This is a genomic window from Streptomyces sp. URMC 127, assembly GCF_051386535.1.
GTDB lineage: Bacteria > Actinomycetota > Actinomycetes > Streptomycetales > Streptomycetaceae > Streptomyces.
In genome coordinates this window covers 23,354-38,196 of record NZ_JBPQTW010000046.1, presented here as the reverse complement: position 1 = coordinate 38,196, position 14,843 = coordinate 23,354, and the positions used below count along the sequence as shown (strand labels likewise).

General features: G+C 69.9%; 14 protein-coding genes. 2 read left to right on the top strand and 12 right to left on the bottom strand.

Features of this window, described 5'->3' with window-relative positions:
- The 8 genes from ACSNOH_RS13420 to ACSNOH_RS13385 form a co-directional block, all read right to left on the bottom strand.
- Positions 1-212 (bottom strand): hypothetical protein (locus ACSNOH_RS13420; RefSeq protein ID WP_436721507.1); only part of this gene is annotated, 212 nt, incomplete at its 3' end.
- Between the two features lie 1,171 nt (positions 213-1,383).
- Positions 1,384-2,055 (bottom strand): hypothetical protein, encoded by a 672-nt coding sequence (locus tag ACSNOH_RS13415; RefSeq protein ID WP_436721506.1) that lies wholly within the window; start codon positions 2,053-2,055, stop codon positions 1,384-1,386.
- The gene (locus tag ACSNOH_RS13410) at positions 2,052-2,645 is read right to left on the bottom strand and encodes a sigma-70 family RNA polymerase sigma factor (protein ID WP_436721505.1); all 594 of its coding nucleotides are present in this window, start codon (positions 2,643-2,645) and stop codon (positions 2,052-2,054) included. The genes ACSNOH_RS13415 and ACSNOH_RS13410 overlap by 4 nt, the downstream gene beginning before the upstream one ends.
- A gap of 695 nt (positions 2,646-3,340) precedes the next feature.
- Positions 3,341-4,966 (bottom strand): hypothetical protein, encoded by a 1,626-nt coding sequence (locus ACSNOH_RS13405; protein ID WP_436721504.1) that lies wholly within the window; start codon positions 4,964-4,966, stop codon positions 3,341-3,343.
- Positions 4,967-5,491: 525 nt separating this feature from the next.
- Positions 5,492-5,743: a type II toxin-antitoxin system RelE family toxin gene (locus ACSNOH_RS13400; RefSeq protein WP_436721503.1), complete on the bottom strand. Its 252-nt coding sequence runs from the start codon at positions 5,741-5,743 to the stop codon at positions 5,492-5,494.
- Positions 5,740-6,765 (bottom strand): DUF721 domain-containing protein, encoded by a 1,026-nt coding sequence (locus tag ACSNOH_RS13395; protein ID WP_436721502.1) that lies wholly within the window; start codon positions 6,763-6,765, stop codon positions 5,740-5,742. The genes ACSNOH_RS13400 and ACSNOH_RS13395 overlap by 4 nt, the downstream gene beginning before the upstream one ends.
- A gap of 143 nt (positions 6,766-6,908) precedes the next feature.
- The gene (locus ACSNOH_RS13390; protein WP_436721501.1) at positions 6,909-9,095 is read right to left on the bottom strand and encodes a hypothetical protein; all 2,187 of its coding nucleotides are present in this window, start codon (positions 9,093-9,095) and stop codon (positions 6,909-6,911) included.
- Between the two features lie 649 nt (positions 9,096-9,744).
- Positions 9,745-10,041, bottom strand: coding sequence for a helix-turn-helix transcriptional regulator (locus ACSNOH_RS13385; RefSeq protein ID WP_436721500.1), 297 nt, complete (start codon positions 10,039-10,041; stop codon positions 9,745-9,747).
- A gap of 117 nt (positions 10,042-10,158) precedes the next feature.
- Between ACSNOH_RS13385 and ACSNOH_RS13380 the strand changes: the two genes are divergently transcribed.
- Positions 10,159-10,803, top strand: coding sequence for an HAD family hydrolase (locus ACSNOH_RS13380; protein WP_436721508.1), 645 nt, complete (start codon positions 10,159-10,161; stop codon positions 10,801-10,803).
- A 4-nt stretch (positions 10,804-10,807) separates the two neighbouring features.
- Positions 10,808-11,647 carry a DUF1932 domain-containing protein gene (locus ACSNOH_RS13375; RefSeq protein WP_436721499.1) on the top strand — a complete coding sequence of 280 codons (840 nt, stop codon included), beginning with the start codon at positions 10,808-10,810 and terminating at the stop codon, positions 11,645-11,647.
- Between the two features lie 7 nt (positions 11,648-11,654).
- On the opposite strand, the gene ACSNOH_RS13370 is transcribed toward ACSNOH_RS13375, so the two are convergent.
- The 4 genes from ACSNOH_RS13370 to ACSNOH_RS13355 all read right to left on the bottom strand — a co-directional run bounded on the left by ACSNOH_RS13370 (position 11,655) and on the right by ACSNOH_RS13355 (position 14,840).
- The gene (locus ACSNOH_RS13370) at positions 11,655-12,227 is read right to left on the bottom strand and encodes a phosphotransferase-like protein (protein WP_436721498.1); all 573 of its coding nucleotides are present in this window, start codon (positions 12,225-12,227) and stop codon (positions 11,655-11,657) included.
- Positions 12,224-13,261, bottom strand: coding sequence for an AAA family ATPase (locus ACSNOH_RS13365; protein ID WP_436721497.1), 1,038 nt, complete (start codon positions 13,259-13,261; stop codon positions 12,224-12,226). Before ACSNOH_RS13365 ends, ACSNOH_RS13370 begins: the two co-directional genes overlap by 4 nt.
- A 128-nt stretch (positions 13,262-13,389) precedes the next feature.
- Entirely contained in the window at positions 13,390-14,301 is a 912-nt protein-coding gene (locus ACSNOH_RS13360) for an FAD-dependent oxidoreductase (RefSeq protein ID WP_436721496.1), read from the bottom strand.
- Complete coding sequence (locus ACSNOH_RS13355) at positions 14,298-14,840, bottom strand: isochorismatase family cysteine hydrolase (protein ID WP_436721495.1); 543 nt, start codon at positions 14,838-14,840, stop codon at positions 14,298-14,300. Before ACSNOH_RS13355 ends, ACSNOH_RS13360 begins: the two co-directional genes overlap by 4 nt.
- Positions 14,841-14,843 lie beyond the last annotated feature (3 nt).

Sequence of the window (14,843 nt, the reverse complement as noted above, 5' to 3'; positions counted from 1 at the left end):
GTGGGGACGGTATAGAGGTCCTTGAGGGTGGCGGAGGGAGGGCCCATGCGGGTGACTTCGCCCAGGCGGCGCAGGATGTAGTGGTCGGTGTAGCGGTGGCGGGCGGTGTCTTCGCTGATGCCGAGGATGCGTCCGATGCGGCTCCAGGTGGTGCGGCGGTGGCGGGCGCGGCCGACAAGGCCTGCGGTCAGACCGTCGAGCTGGGTGCGCATGCGGGCGGCCAGACGCAGGAGGTCGGCGGGTTCGGCGGTGGGCAGGCTGCGCTGGAGGGTGCGGAGCTCTTCCTGGATATCGCGAGTGATCTCCGAGAGGGCTTCATCGGCTTCGTGGCTGGTCTGCGCCCGTCGTGCAGGCGGCGGGCGCAGGGCCGGTGAGGCAGCCGCTCCTTGGGGTGCGTCAGCGGTGAGGCGGTGGGGGGCGCCGGCGGCTTGAGGGTCGTTGGGAGCCGGCGGGGTGGTGGTGCTTCTGCGGTGGCGGTGGGCGGCTTGGCGGCATGCGGTGCTGCAGTACTTCTGCGGTCGTCCGACCTTAGGTTCGCCGGTACTGGGGAGAGGGTTTTTGCAGTGCTCGCAAATGGGGCTCACGGCTGAGTCCTGTCACGAAAAGGGTTCAGTTCGGGTCGTTGCGTCGCGACTTCACATGACTTACCTCGGATCGTGCCGGGGTTTTGTCGCGTCGGTGCCGGACGATTCGCGGAACCGTATTTCGTCGCGTTGCGCTGCGCGGCAGCGAGGAAGAAGGGGTGTTCGCACGTTTCTGCGAACACCCCTTGGTCGCTACCGCCTGTGGCGGCCGCGGCGGAAGCCGCCGTGGGCCGCGCCCAGGAGGGCGGCAGTGGCGGCGTAGACCGTTTCGGGCGGGACCTGAACGTGGAGACGGCCTTGGGTGATCAGCACGAGTCCGAGGACAGGCAGGCAGACAAACACCACCAGCGTGGCCTTGCCCAACTGGGTCAGGGAGAGTTTCGTAGCGCGCGGGTTGCTAGTGTCGGAGCCACCACGCACCGGGCGGTTCGCCCGGCCGGCGCGCGGTCGTCGGGGGGAACGGGCCATTCATGGTTCCTTTGCTTTCGACTGGTTGATGGTTTGACCGCGTGCGGGGCCTCGGATCTAGGTTTGGCCGCCTTGTGAGTGCCCTGCACGCGCCCAAGCGCGACATTAACGATGTCTCACGATGCGAAACCAATCCGCCCATACGGGCTATCACCGCCCTTTTTGGCGATTCCCGCAGGACACGTTTCGTTTCGTCTGCTCAGGCACCTGAAATCTTCACCATTAGGCATGAGTTGCCACCTCAGCCCTTCGGATTCTGCTAGGTCACGCCCTCCACGCCTCCCCTGGCAGCCGACTGGCGGCCCCCGGCACCCGGCAGCGACGGGCCGGATCACCGGCGGCCGAACTCATACAGCTCGTCGGCCAGCCGGCGGTCGGGCCGGCTGACGATCCCGCACCCCGCCGTCGGCACCAGCCGTTGCACCGCCGCCTCCAGCGACTTCGTCGGTGTCCCCGCCGTACTTCCGTGCTGGCGCACGTAGCGCGTGAACACCGACAGCAGCTCGAAGAAACCGTCAACAGGCGGCGGGACCGCATCCCCTTCGGGTGGCATCTCCGCCTGCTGCAGCCAGTGCTGCGCCTCCCGGAGCTCACCCCGGCCGGCGTGGTGCAGGTGCAGGCAGTACGCGGCCGCCCTCAGCCCGGCCCCTGCGGCCAGCTCCCACCAGTGCTGGGCGCTCTCGCAATGCCCCGTCAGGAACAGCAGGCAGGCGAAGACCAGCGCACCTTCGATGTCGAGCAGGTCCTCCACCCGGCCTGGTGCGTTCACGCCCTGGACTAGCCGCTCGACGTGAGCGGCGGCATCCGGCTCGTTGAGGGCCCAACGGCACACCACCCCCAGCCTCTGGCGGGCCAGCCGCGCCTGCGCGAGCGCCGGGACCGGGTGAGGACGGGCAGATTCGGCGGCCAGCCGGCGCAGCCCGGCAGCCGCATCGAATCCCGTGCTTGCACTCGTGGGCACAGCGGCGTCGGCCAGGAGGTCGTCGATGCTGGCGGAGGTCACCTCGTATCCCTTTCCTTGCGGGGTCGTTCGGAGGCGGGCAGGCCCAGCTGTAAGCGGAGTCGTTCCCGGCCGTTGCGGTGGTGGTAGTCGACGACGCTCTCGCTCAGGCCCATGAACCAGGCGATGTCACGGGTGGAGTAGCCCAGGACGTGCCGCAGGACGATAACGTCGAACTGTTTCGGCGGCAGGTCGGCTATCGCGGTGTACAGGCCGACGCTGCTGTCCATGATCTTGAGCTGGTCGCGGCTGGCCCGCAGCGCACGGGCGATGGAGCCGTCGGCGATGAAGGACGGCCGCCGGTCCTCGGCCTCCAGCTGCAGCCCGACGGCCTGCCGCAGCACGGCCCAGGCGGCCTTCTCGAAGTTCCCCTCTCCCAGCAGTGCCTTCCAGGCGTCCTTGATCTCCAGGAAAACCTGGTGCACGAGCTCTTTGGCCTGGTCCTCGTTACCGAGGTGGCTCTCGGCATACGCCAGGTAGAGCCGGCCGTGGGTCAGGTAGAAGGCCTCGAAGTCCAGCGGGAGATGGTTCAATGCGCCGACCTGCTGCGGCAGGTCACTGGGAACAGCGTCGTCGAAGTCCTCACCGTTCATACCGGCTCTCCGCTGCCCCGGCACGGCCAGAGGGCTCCGGCAGGCCCGACCCCAGCACAGGAGGCCGGTACCAGGCAGGGCCGCGCCGGGCGGCCCGGATCGAACGTCGTACTCATCGTTTCCTCATTCACTTATGCGGATGCTCAACCCGCCTGACCCGCAGGCGCGTTGTCCCCCACTCACCACCTAAGTGATTTCGGATCCCCTTCGCTCAACCGGCCCTCCACGAGATTCTTCAGTGCCCGCAGCCCCTGCGAAGCATGGCTATGGCACCGAAATCGACAGGTCTACACCACCTGCCCCACCTGCATAGATATGCACCCGCTTACTCAAGGCCTTCTCCAGACCGAACAGTCGAGTGACGCACATCACATTCGTTCGGGAGGGCTGGTAGCCCGCCCCGCACAACAACTTCGCGGGGCGTTCAGGCCACGGCACCCCGATCTCCCTCGACGAGGGAAGGGCAGCCTCTCGGTTCCAGGCCTGCGCGGTCTCGTCGAAGCAACGGCCGACAAGCGTGATCTTCCGTCTCCCCAGGCGGAGACATCCCCCCTCCGTGGCGGCCCCGCCGGCGGGCGCCCCCTCCCCAGCGGGGCCGCGTCGCACCTCCCAGCTCCCCACGAAAAACCCAACGCACGCCTCCAGACTGCCGACTCCGCTGCACGCAAGGGTTTGGAAAGAGGCCCCCCCGATCCTCAGCGGTCGTTGGTGCCGAGTACTTCCCGCGCCCCGGGGATGAGCCAGAGTCCCTCTGGGACGAGAGGGCGGCTCCCTGACGTCGGCTCGTGGGGGACGGAGATCCGTGTAGGGACCATAGGCAGGTCTGGGGCCTTGTCCGAAGGGCGAAAGTCTGGTTGAGATGGCCGGGGCGCCTGTGAGCGGGCGGGTTGTGGCGGTCCTTGCCGGGGTGAGAGAGCTGGTCGTTTGCGAGGCCGGGAAGGCCCGGGTGAGTACACGGCCTGCCAGTAGTTCGTGCTTGGCCGGACCGGTAGCCAGTCGGCGGTGCCGACCTTCAGCCAGCGCTCCCTCACCAAGGGAGCAATGCCATCCCGGAGGTCCGATGCGTTCCACGGGGCCGCGGGGTTCTCTTGGCAGTGGGCGGCGATGACTTCGCGCAGCGGTGGAGCGTGCTGGTGGCGCAGGTAGTAGTCGCGGGCCCATTCCGCGACCGCTTGTCCGCGGCCGGTCAGGTCGATCGGTGTGCGCGTGGCCCGGGCCGTGGTCGGTGCGGCGCCTGGTACGAGGGAGCGCATGGCCGTGGCGAGGCGGTAGGAGGCGGGCCGGTTCCAGCTGGTATTGGGATGGAGCTTGTCCAGCCACCCCCGTGCCAGCAGGGTTTGCAGGATCGGCTCGCTGGCCTGAGGGGAGGCAAGGCAGCAGCGGGCCGCCAGGTGCCGCCGGCTGACTTGTCCCCGACCGCCGAGGTCGCTGAGCGCCGTCAGATACAGGGCAGTAAGCCGGACTCCCGCCGGCTCGCCCGTGAGCGCGTCATGGCAGACCAGGCGCTGGACCCAGCCGTTGTAGGGGCGGCGGACCTGTTTGCCTACCCCCGCGGGGAGGGTGTTGCCGGCCATCCCGGGCAGAGGGCACACGGCTGCCGGCGCCCCGGGGACGGCGGAGTGCACGGCGGCCAGGGTCGTGTCGATCCAGCCATCGGCGATCAGCTCAGCGAGGGCGCTGTCCGGCAGGCCGGAGCGTTCCAGTGACAGGTCCTCACTGATCAGCTTGGCTGTACCGTCCTTGCGCATGCGCAGGGCGGCAAGCAGTGCAAGCAGCCGTGCCTCGGCAGTACGACCAGCCCCTGTCGCGGCCAGGTAGGCCAGAGCCGACTCCGTGTACTGCGCATACGTAGCCCGCGGTGCCCACCCGGGAGCTGCCGGGCCCAGCCCGCGCGCAGTTTCCTCGGGGGCCTGGTTCTCCTCCGCCAGGGTCTGCTTGCCGCCAGCGGGAGAAGCCGGCCCCAGGGCGCATGCCTCGCAGCCTGCGGGCAGTTCCTGCCAGGAAAGGTCATCCTCTACCGGAAGGCGGGCCGGTGGCGCGGGGGCATTCTCGCGGAGGATCTTGCAGCGCGGGATGGCGCCGGCGCAGGCCGTGCATACCTCCGCGATGATCCACACCCGGCCGAGAACGTCCGGGATGAGGACCAGGACTGGCGTCTTCGAGCAGGGGGCTGGCCCCGGGAGGTGGCCGGGTGTGTGCCAGGCGCAGTTCTCGGTCTTGCACCGGCAGCCGGTCTCGGTAGCGACTTCGATACGGCCGACGTGTTCGCGGACGTGCCGGAGGGCAGCGGTGCGGGCCAGTACCGGGTCGCGGTAGCGCACGCCATCGGGTGGGCAGGTCGGGTCACCGCAGTCCACCACGCACACTCCGGCAGCGGGGCGCCCGTAGGGGACAAGTCTGACTGTCCAGCGCCGGCCAGGCCGCACCTGCACATCCCTCTTTCCTCATGCACGAAAGCCACCGCCCCGTGCCCAGGGCGGTGCTACCTCAACGACGTCGACAACGACGCGGCGCCGGTCGTGAGCACGCACGTTCATGCGATCGGAGGACCGATGGGGTCGCGGAGGGTGGGTTGTTGTTCCGCATTCTGTTGACGGCGGTGGACACGGGGCGAGCGTGGAGGTGGCCAGTGGCAGGGGCCGTCAACAGGTCGCGCAGTTCCACATACGGCAGATCGGGCAGTTCGTCACGCGAGCGGAAAGATCCCAGAGCCGCGCAGTCGGAGCTCCACGAAGTCGAGTCCGGTGCCTGACCCCGCACTGGCCACCTGCGATCGCCCCCACGGTGGCCTTCACATTGTGTTGCCGCTGCTCGGGCGTCAGGGCTGGAAGGGGTAGTCGACCTGTTTAGTAGACGACGCGAACGACGGTCACCAGAAGAACGCTGGGATCGGAGCTCACGTAATACACGGCGATCGCGGCACCCCCGACGACGGCCTGACGCCGGTCTCTTTCCCCTCCGACGGCGCGGGATCCGTGCCCGTACGGGTCGGCTGTCAGTTTCCGCATGCCCTGGTCGAAGCTGTTCCGCAGGCCCGAATCCATGGCTTTGAGGGCCGAGTCCGCTTCCGGCGCGTACTGCACGCGGTACTGGCTCACGCCACCCCCGCTTCGGGATCCTGGGGAACGCAACCGATGAAGTCACCGGCCCGCAGCCGCGCGATGATCGCGTCGTCCTCCTCGCCCGCCGCAGGCGTGGCCGACAGCGACCAGGACGCGAGAACCAGCTGCAGCTGATCCGCAGGGGTGGAGCCGATCTCGGCGTCGAAGGCCGGCTGCTGGTCCTCCGGCAGCGCCGCGCGGATGCCGTCAATCGTGGCGGGAATTTCGACCAGCTCTCCGCCGATGTGAGTGGTCCAGGTAGCTGTGCTGATGTCGCTCACGGTGTACCTCCTCATCCAGCGTCTCACGGTAGCCGTCCGCGACGAGCGGCGTATCGGAATGCGGCTGTTCATGCCGTACGACGGTGGAGGAGAGCGGGCGCGTCGGGCAGGAAGCTGGCCAGCTCTCTCGGCTCGGGCCCGGCGCAGGGCGGCGGCCTCGGTCGCTGCGGCTTGGCGGCGCCGCTGTGTGCGGACCACGTCGATCGGGGCCGGTGCATCGTCCGCAACGACGTCAGCCTCAGGGAACATACGGCGGCTGAGCTCCCGCATTGCGGCGGCCTGCCGCTCCACCGCCTCCGCGATACCCGGGGCCACCTGGCGCTGCAAAGCCGCCGCCCGGTGCGCGGCGAGCGCGCGGCGGTAGCCCTCGCAGGCGTTCTCCCGGGTGCGCACCGGCCCGCCGGGCGCGGCGGCGGGCGCCGGACTGGTGTCGGCCGGCTCGGGCTCGGACACCGTTCCGGGCGGCAGGATCCGTAAGGCGCGGACGACCGCGCGGCCGGCCAAGGTGTTCGCGGCCGCGATGACGCGGGTCTGCTCCAGACGGGTCTTCGCCGCCCAGGCTGCCGACTCCGGGCAGACGGTGAGCTGGCCGGAGCCCGCGTCGTAGCCGATGGCCGCGACGTGCTCGGCAAGGTCGGGGGCAATGGCCGCCCACCGCTCCCGCAGCGTGGCGCCGACGGCCGGGAGTTCCCACGCCCGCTCGGCGACCAGCGCATCGATCGCCGCTGCGAGCCCCATCGGCTCGCGCCCGTCCCGCTGTACCGTACGGACCGGCCGCGGTGTCTGCTTCGCCTTCCGGCCGCCGCCGTTCTTCCGCGCCGCCTCCCTGGCGGCCCGCAGCGCGACCCGGGCCAAGTCGACCCCAGACACCTCGCCACCACTCATGCCTGCCCCCAGGCGGTGTGCGCAAGAACCAGGTGGCGGGTACCCACCAGGCGCAGGACCTGGTCGACGAACCGGCTGGTGAACAGCCTCCTCGCCGAGAGCTCGCCGTACTCGTCGATGTGGTCAAGGACCAGCTGGTGGTCATGCTCGGCGCGGGCCCGCCAGTCGATGACCTGCTGCCGGGTCAGCTCCTCGAGCACCAGCGGCGCCTCGCCCTCGCCCCCATTCTGGGGCACCGGGGCTTCCTGGACCGGACGGGGCGCGGGCACCGCCACCGGCACCGCGGCCGGGACGGCCGGGCCCACGGACACTGGCCCGGCCTCGCGGGCACGAGCCTGCAGCGCGACACGCTGCGCTTGCAGCCACTGCCGTTCTCGGGCTTTCGCCCAGCCCTCGGCGGTCACCGCCTGGTGCAGCCGCCGGTCGGCCTCGGCCCGCCGCTCGACCTCGGAGGCGCGGGGCATCTGCGCGTCGACCGCGGCCATGATGGCCTGGCGCTGGGCGCGCCGGTCGCCGGCCAGGTAGGCGCAGGTCTCACACGGGCCGCCGGTGTCCATCCGCAGGCCTTCGTCGCACCGGACATCGCCGCACATCTGACGCTTCGGCAGTCCCCGGGCGACCAGCCAGCCCACCGGGTCCTCGACAGCCGTCGGCCCGCCCTGGGCCGCGAGGCGCCGGGTCAACCTGCCGGCCAGCACGCTGGCCGCGTCTGCCCGGCCCACGACCCCGGCCGCCGCGGCGAGCTCCTGGCGCGCGGCCTTCTCGACCAGGCGGCGTGCGTACCGGCGCTTCAGGCGCGCCCACAGCACCTGGATCGGAGCGAGCACTGCCAGCAGATCCGGCGGTGGTAGCGGAAACCTTCCCCGCCGCTGCCCGCCTTGACCTGGGCCGCCAGCCGACGGGGCCTTCGTACCGCGTCGCCTGCTGCCCTGGATGTCCTTCGCCGCCGGGGGCTTCTTCGGCTGTTCCCCGCGCAGCGGGCCGTCCTCGCGCACGCACGCACGATCCGGCAGACCAGGGTGCCCACCACGGTCTTCGCCGGAAAACCCACCAGAGAGAACCGGGAAAGGGACGGGGGTAACCAGGGGAGGGTGATCAGTGTGAAGGATTGCCGCAACGTCGGGCTCTGCAACATCCGCCTCATCCGTCACCGGTACGTCGCTGACCTGCGACTCTTCCTCCTGCTCTGGCGCCTCGCCAGGCCCTGCCGCAACGTCGGGGTCTGAAAGGACGAGGTTCGGGGCCGTCGAACGGTTCTCCTGGACGTCATCGACGTTGGTACGGCCGTGCGCGGCGGCGACTGCTGGCACCATCAGCCGCGTACGGTGCGCGAGCCCGGACGCCGTCCGCACCCGGACCCGGCGCACCAGGCCCCGGCCCTCCAGACGCTCCAGCACTCGTTCCCCCGCCGAAGCCGAGCAGCCCAGCAGCCGGGCCACCGTCGCTGCCGCCCGGCCGCGCCTGATGTCCACCGCCCCACCGCACTGCCGGACTCGTCCAGACTCCCGCGCTTCCAGCACCAGAAGCAGCAACGCCAACCGGTCCGTCGCCGCCCCGCGGCCCGTACGGTCCCCGAGCAGCCCCGCCGGAGTCACCCGGCCGTCCCGGTGCCTCCAGCCCGGCGCCATCACGGCCTCCAGCAGCCGCAGCAGCGTTGCGAACTCCTTCTTCGCCAGCGCCAGCGGATGCCCGACTACGCCCTGCGCGGCCCACAGCGGAAGCACCTTGCACTTCAGGCCGTCGTCCTGGCCGTACTCGCCCTCCGCCGTCTCCACGGAGACCACGCCCGAGCGGCGCAGGCCCGGCAGCACGTCGGAGGCGACGTACGAGGCCGACAGCCCCAGCCAGCGGCCCAGCTCACTGGTCCGGATCTCCACCACACCCGACTCCGACGGCGTCCGCGCCCCCAGCACGACCACCGCCAGTCGCACTGCGTCCGACGCACCGACCAGGCCGGCCACGTCCAGCAGCGCGCGCACCGCACTGCCCAGCCGGGCGCGGGCATCGCGGCCCAGTGCCAGCGGGCGGGCTGGCCCACGAACCGGCAGTGGACCGGCTTGCGCGGGAACCGACCCCAGCCGACGCCGGGAGCATCGGACCAGTGCCTCGTCGACGGAGTTGTCGACGCTCTCCCGGAGGGGGCCCATCAGCGAGGCGGCCGGCGCCGCCGCGGCGCCGTTCATCGGGCACCGCCGACGTCCGCCGGATGGAGATAGAGCTCCCCTTCAGTAGAGGTGTTGCGGGAGGGGCGCGGTGTGACACTCGCACCCCAAGAATCTTCGTGATTAATAGCGCGAACAGGGCAAATAGGGTGTGCGAATCCCGTCACGCGGGAAGCGCGGGGGGCCTGAACCGGGGTGAAACGGACATGGTCAAGCTGACAGGGGACACCACTCTCGGGCACTATGAGAAACGACCTGCTCTCCGTGTAGCTGGACCGACCCGAGCCCTCGGGCCTGGCCGGACCAGATGTGTGGATGTGTCAGGTGCCGCCCCCTTCGTGAGAAGAGGGCGGACACCGATCGGGCGGGGGGAGATTTCTCCTCTCTCTCGGGCCTGCTGAACCGCGAAGCCCCTGTGGTGGGGGCGCTGCGGGTCATGCGGGGCGGTACTGATCTGGCTGTGGTGGCCGTGGTTAGTGGCCGGTGGTGCTGTGGCCCTGGTGAGGGGCCGGGTTGGAAATGAGCGGCTCGGTGAGCCGCAGCTCAGAACCAGCTGCTAACTGGGATCTGAGTAGCCGACGCGGGTGGTTAATCCGGTCGGTAGACGGGCCGCGCGAGGCCAGCGGGTGGTTAATCCGCTTCTCGGCGCGCGCGGCCGATGGCCACTAGGTCATCCCGCTCCCCCTTCGGAGGCCGGCGTCGGCATGCCCTCATCCGCCTGCGCGGCCTCGGGATACCGCTCCGCGAGCCGGTTGAGCAGGTGCAGGTAGACAGCGCGGTGCGGACGTCGGGGGTGGGTCTGGCCCAGCTCCCAACGGGCTACGGCAAGGCGTTTCACGCCCACGGCTTCCGCGACTTCCTGCTGCGTGAGGCCGGCCGCGAGGCGCAGCTTCGCGCGCACGGGCGGCGGTGGCAGGACGTCGTCCAGCAGGGCGTCGACCCGCTTCAAGCGGTCCGGGTCGGTCACGGCGCAGCCTTTCAACATCGATGATTGCCTGAAAGATACACCACGCGATCTCCGTCCGGGAGACGCCACCACCACGAACTGCGTTCGGTTCGACGCCCGGTAGGGTCCGTGCCCGTGGTGTCCCGCCTCGCGTTCTTCGACCTGGACGGCACGCTGATCGACAGGCAGTCGGCGCTCAGCGATGCCGTGACCGGCCTGTGCCGCGCCAACGCCCTCGCTCCGGACGCCGAACAGTGGCTGCGCACCGAACTGGCCGACCGCGCGCATGCCACCGACTTCGCCCGGCTCCGAGAGGCCTTCGGCCTGCAGGTGCCCGCGGAACAGCTGTGGCACGAGTACGTCGGCCTCATGGCGGCCGCCAGCGCCTGCCGCACTGAAGTCCTCGAGGGACTGGCGCATCTGCGAGCATCCGGATGGACGATCGGCATCGTCACCAACGGGGCCAGCGACATCCAGCGCGCGAAACTTACCGCGACCGGCCTCGCCGACCTGGTCGACGGCGTCGCCGTCTCGGGCGACCTGGAGATCCGCAAGCCGGACCTGCGCCTCTTCGAACTCGCAGCCTCCCGCTGCAACGCAAACCTCACGGACGGCGGCTGGATGGCCGGCGACAAGCCCGGGGACATCGTCGGCGGCCACCGGGCCGGCCTGCGCACCATCTGGCTGCGCGGGGGCCTCTGGGCAGACGGGCTTCCCGCTGCGCACCACATCGTCGACGACGTCACCGACGCCATCGCCATCCTGCTCAACGAGACGGAGTAGCACCGTGGACCAGCCGACCGTCGGCATCCTCCACCCCGGCAGCATGGGCGCCGCCGTGGCCGCCTGCGCCGCCACCAACGCGGCCTCGATCGTGTGGTGTGAGGCCGGGCGCAGCCCCGCGTCCGCGGCGCGCGCCGCGCAGTTCGGCCTGACGGCTGTGGCCACGCTGTCCGAACTGGCGGACCGAAGCGACATCGTCATCAGCCTCTGCCCGCCAGCCGCCGCAGAGGACCTGGCCCGCGACGTCGCCAGGCACGGCTTCGCCGGGGTGTACGTCGAGGCGAACGCGATCAGCCCCGAGCGAGCGCAGCGGATCGCCGCACTGCTCGAACCGGACGCGACCGTCGTGGACGGCGGCGTCGTCGGCTCCCCGCCCGTCGGCGGCAAGACGCCAGCCCTGTACCTGTCCGGCGCGGTCGCCGCGACCGAGCGCATCGAGGCGTTGTTCGCGGGCACCGCCGTCCGGGCGACGGTGCTGGGCACGGAGGTCGGGAAGGCGTCCGCGCTGAAGCTGGCGTACGCGTCATTCCAGAAGACCTCGCGCGTGCTGGTAGCGCTCGCGATCGGGTTGGCGCGCGAGCACGGCGTCGACCAGGAACTCATCGAGGTCGCCTCGCGGCGGACCGACTCGTACCTCTCCGAGCCCGAGTACGTCGCCAAGGTCGCGGCGCGCGCCTGGCGCTGGGGCCCGGAGCTGGAGGAGACCGCTGACATGCTCGCGGCTGCTGGCCTGCCGCCGGAGATGCTGCGCGCGGCTGCGTCCACGCTGGCACGGTGGCACGACGTCAAGGGCGACGGCGATCTCACGCTCATCGACGCCCTTGACCGGCTCGCCCAGCCGTAGCTCGCGCTCATGCCGCCGCCGCTCCCGCCCGCCGGGCCAGCAGCTGGTCGATGAGGCGGGCCGACTCCTCGGGCGACGCCGTCGTCGTGTCCACCGTGAGGTCCCAGACCTTGTCCGGGTGCGCGTCCAGGTCCGCGCGGGTCGCCTCCCACGCCGCCAGACGCGCCGCGGTGTCGCTGTCCCCCCGGCCCGCAGACCGCTGCACGGTCACCTCTTGTGGGCACCACAACAGCACCACCGCCCAGTCAGCCTCGTAGCCGTCGACGAGCACGCGGATGCCGTCGATCTGTCCGAGATGTACTACCGGTACCCCGGCCGCGAACGCGGCGTCCATGCCGGGGCGGTCGATGACGTACGTGTTGCCGTATCTCGAGTTTGCGTAGATGACGTCGCCCGCCGCTTCGAGGTCGGCCAGCTGCTGGACCGTGCCCATCCGGTAGCCGGTGGTCTTCCCGGATCCCACCTTCAGGCGCTGGAACAGGGCGTAGCGGCCGTCGGCTTCCACCAAGGCGTGGGTGACGGTGTCCTTGCCGGCGGCGGGCGGGCCGTACAGGATCACGCCGGTAGACAGGGTGGTCATGCGTACATCCTTCCGAGGGCGAGCTTGGCTTGGTCGGCCAGGCTCACTGCGGAGCCCAGCCGGTTGTCGACGACGAAGTGATCGACCTTTGGAGCGAAGTCGGGGTCGACGCCCTTGATGTATTCGTCCCAGTTCGCCAGCTTCCACGTGTCCCGGGCCGCGCTGCGGAAGGTGATGTACTCCCGCATGCTGTCGTGATCACACTGCACCCAGATCACGGCAAGCTCCGCGCCGAACGACCTGCACCGGTTGGCTGTCCGCTGCATCCAGGTGGGATCGGAGAACTCTCGCAGAAACGGCGCGTCGAGCACGGTGCTTATCCCCGCCCTGACGTTGTCGAACGCCGACTCCATCAGGCACTGGTATTCCGCATCCCGCGCCTTCTCCAGGTAAAGAGGGCTGTGCCGGTCGTGTGGGTCTCCGCCGTGTGCGATCAGGAGCGCTTCCACTAACGGCCGGGTGAGGCTGTCCTTGTCCAGCCGTGGCCACCCGGTCAGGTACGAGATGAACTCGGCAAGCTCCGACTTGCCGCTACCTGCGTACCCGCCGACCATCACGAGGTGCGGCCGGTGAGGGTCACCCCCGGTGTGCCGCCGGCGCCACGCGTCCAGGATCCGATGACGCAGGCCGTGGTGGTCGACCTGCCCGCCTGGGGCAATCTGCAGCAAAGCCGACTCCACGGCCAGGACGTGCGCCCCGGTCACCATGTCATTTCGAGGCGTCAGACCCGGCAGCTGTGGCTGCTCCTCGTGCGGCAGTCGGTTGCGGAAGCCCAGCTCCCACGGCGTCGCGCTGTACAGCAGGCAGTAGGCCCGCTGGTAGTGGGGGTTGGGATAGGACTTGCCCGATTCGTGATTGGAGATCGTCTGGAAGTTCGCCTGGAGCCTGATCTTCGCGGTCTCCGCGATCCCCCGCAACTGGTCGCCGGCCGCCTCCAGGGTCAGCCCGTGCGCTTCACGGTGTTTTCGAAGCGCGCCCGGCACCCACCCCGGGTGTTCTCTCGTTGCCACGCTGTTCCCGCCGATCGTCTCCATGTCCCGGAGGCTAGAGCTGCCTCGCGGGACGCCGGTATCACTGTCTCGTTGAAGGCTTCGTTGAAAACAGTCACTGAGCTGCACTTATGGCTGTGAACGAAGTGCAGCCCGGAGGGGAATCCGTCAGTTCAGGCTGTAACCAGTGCGGTGCCGTAGTAGCGGGTCAGCGCGGCCTGAGCGCCTGATCCCTGAGCCGTGATGATCCTCTGAAAGCGGGCGGACCGGAGGTCGCCCGCGATGAGAACCCGTGGGTGTTGCTGGTCGGGAGGGCAGTAACCGTCTGAGCCCTGCATCAGGCCCTCCAGAGCGGAGGGACGGTTGCCCAGGTTGTTCAGGACGGTGCTGGCGACGTACCCGGTCTGTTCTCCACTGCGGCTCTCGGCGCAGATTTCCCAGCTGCCCTGACTGTGCCGGGCTTCCGTGATCACGACCCGGGAGATGGGGAGCAGCCGGACGCGAGCGTCCGTCGCGACCTCGGCGGCTTTGTAATCATCCTCGGGCGGACACAGGACGTTCAGCGTGCACTGCACGTGAGGATGGGCCCGCAGCCACGTGCCCAGGGGGCGGTCGGCGCCGATGACGTATGTGACCCCATGCAGGTCCTCGGGGCAGGCGCGCCACAGTGGCGGTGCCCAGAGGCCCTCCGGGACGGTCACCCAGTCGGTGTGCTGCGGCGCCAGGGTGGTGACGCCGGTGGCCACGACGGCAGCAGCCGCGGTGAGCACCTGCCCGTCGTCGAGGACCACTTCGACATGGTGGTCGTGCCCGTCGACACGTACGGCACGGCCGCGGAGAAGACGACAACGCGCGCTCTGGGTGATGCGGGCGATGTCGGCGGCGAGTGCATCGGCGAGGGCAGGGCCTGTCTGCCAGTTGCCCGGCATGTTTTCGAGCGCCCCGATGTGGTGCAGCTTCCCGCCGACCTGGCCGGCTTCTATGAGGGTGCTGCGCATGCCGAGGCTGCCGGCCATTACGGCGGCGGCGACGCCGGCCGGACCCGCGCCGACGATGAGCAGATTCGTCTCGGGTACGGCGGTCATGCACATGTCCCTTCGGGGAGGGCCGGTGAGAGGAGTTCGAGTGCCTCGGCGCTGGTGATGAGCTGCCGGGTGCCGATCAGGCGTCGCGCCACGGTCAGGCCGGCTTGGTGGACTTCATGACCGGCCTCGGAGGCGCACGCGTCGGTGACAATCCACGGAGCGATGCCGGCCTCGAAGGCGTCGGCAGCGGTCTTGAGGACGCACGAGTCGGTGGCAATCCCACACAGCAGGACGTTCCTCCAGCCACGGTCCTGGAAGCCGCCTAGGACATCTGGGGTGAAGGCGCTGTACGTGACCTTGTCGACGATCTGGGCGGCGCGATCGGCGTGCGCGGAGAGCTCGGTGACGATGTCCGTCTCCGGGGCACTCTGGAGCGCCGTCCAGTCCAGCAGCCGGACGAATGGGGAGTCAGGGTAGTTGGAGTACCGGGAGAACAGCACTGGCGAGCCCGTTGCTTCCCACCGTGTGACGAGACTGGCGATGACGGGTACCACGTGTCGGCTCTTGTCGTTCACGAATCCGTTCTGGACGTCGATCACGAA

Coding starts and splice junctions, on each gene's coding strand:
- ACSNOH_RS13390 (WP_436721501.1), bottom strand. CDS start 9,095: ATGAACGGCGCCGCGGCGGCGCCGGCCGCCTCGCTGATGGGCCCCCTC.
- ACSNOH_RS13365 (WP_436721497.1), bottom strand. CDS start 13,261: ATGGAGACGATCGGCGGGAACAGCGTGGCAACGAGAGAACACCCGGGG.
- ACSNOH_RS13395 (WP_436721502.1), bottom strand. CDS start 6,765: ATGGGGCTCGCAGCGGCGATCGATGCGCTGGTCGCCGAGCGGGCGTGG.
- ACSNOH_RS13370 (WP_436721498.1), bottom strand. CDS start 12,227: ATGACCACCCTGTCTACCGGCGTGATCCTGTACGGCCCGCCCGCCGCC.
- ACSNOH_RS13360 (WP_436721496.1), bottom strand. CDS start 14,301: ATGACCGCCGTACCCGAGACGAATCTGCTCATCGTCGGCGCGGGTCCG.
- ACSNOH_RS13410 (WP_436721505.1), bottom strand. CDS start 2,645: ATGAACGGTGAGGACTTCGACGACGCTGTTCCCAGTGACCTGCCGCAG.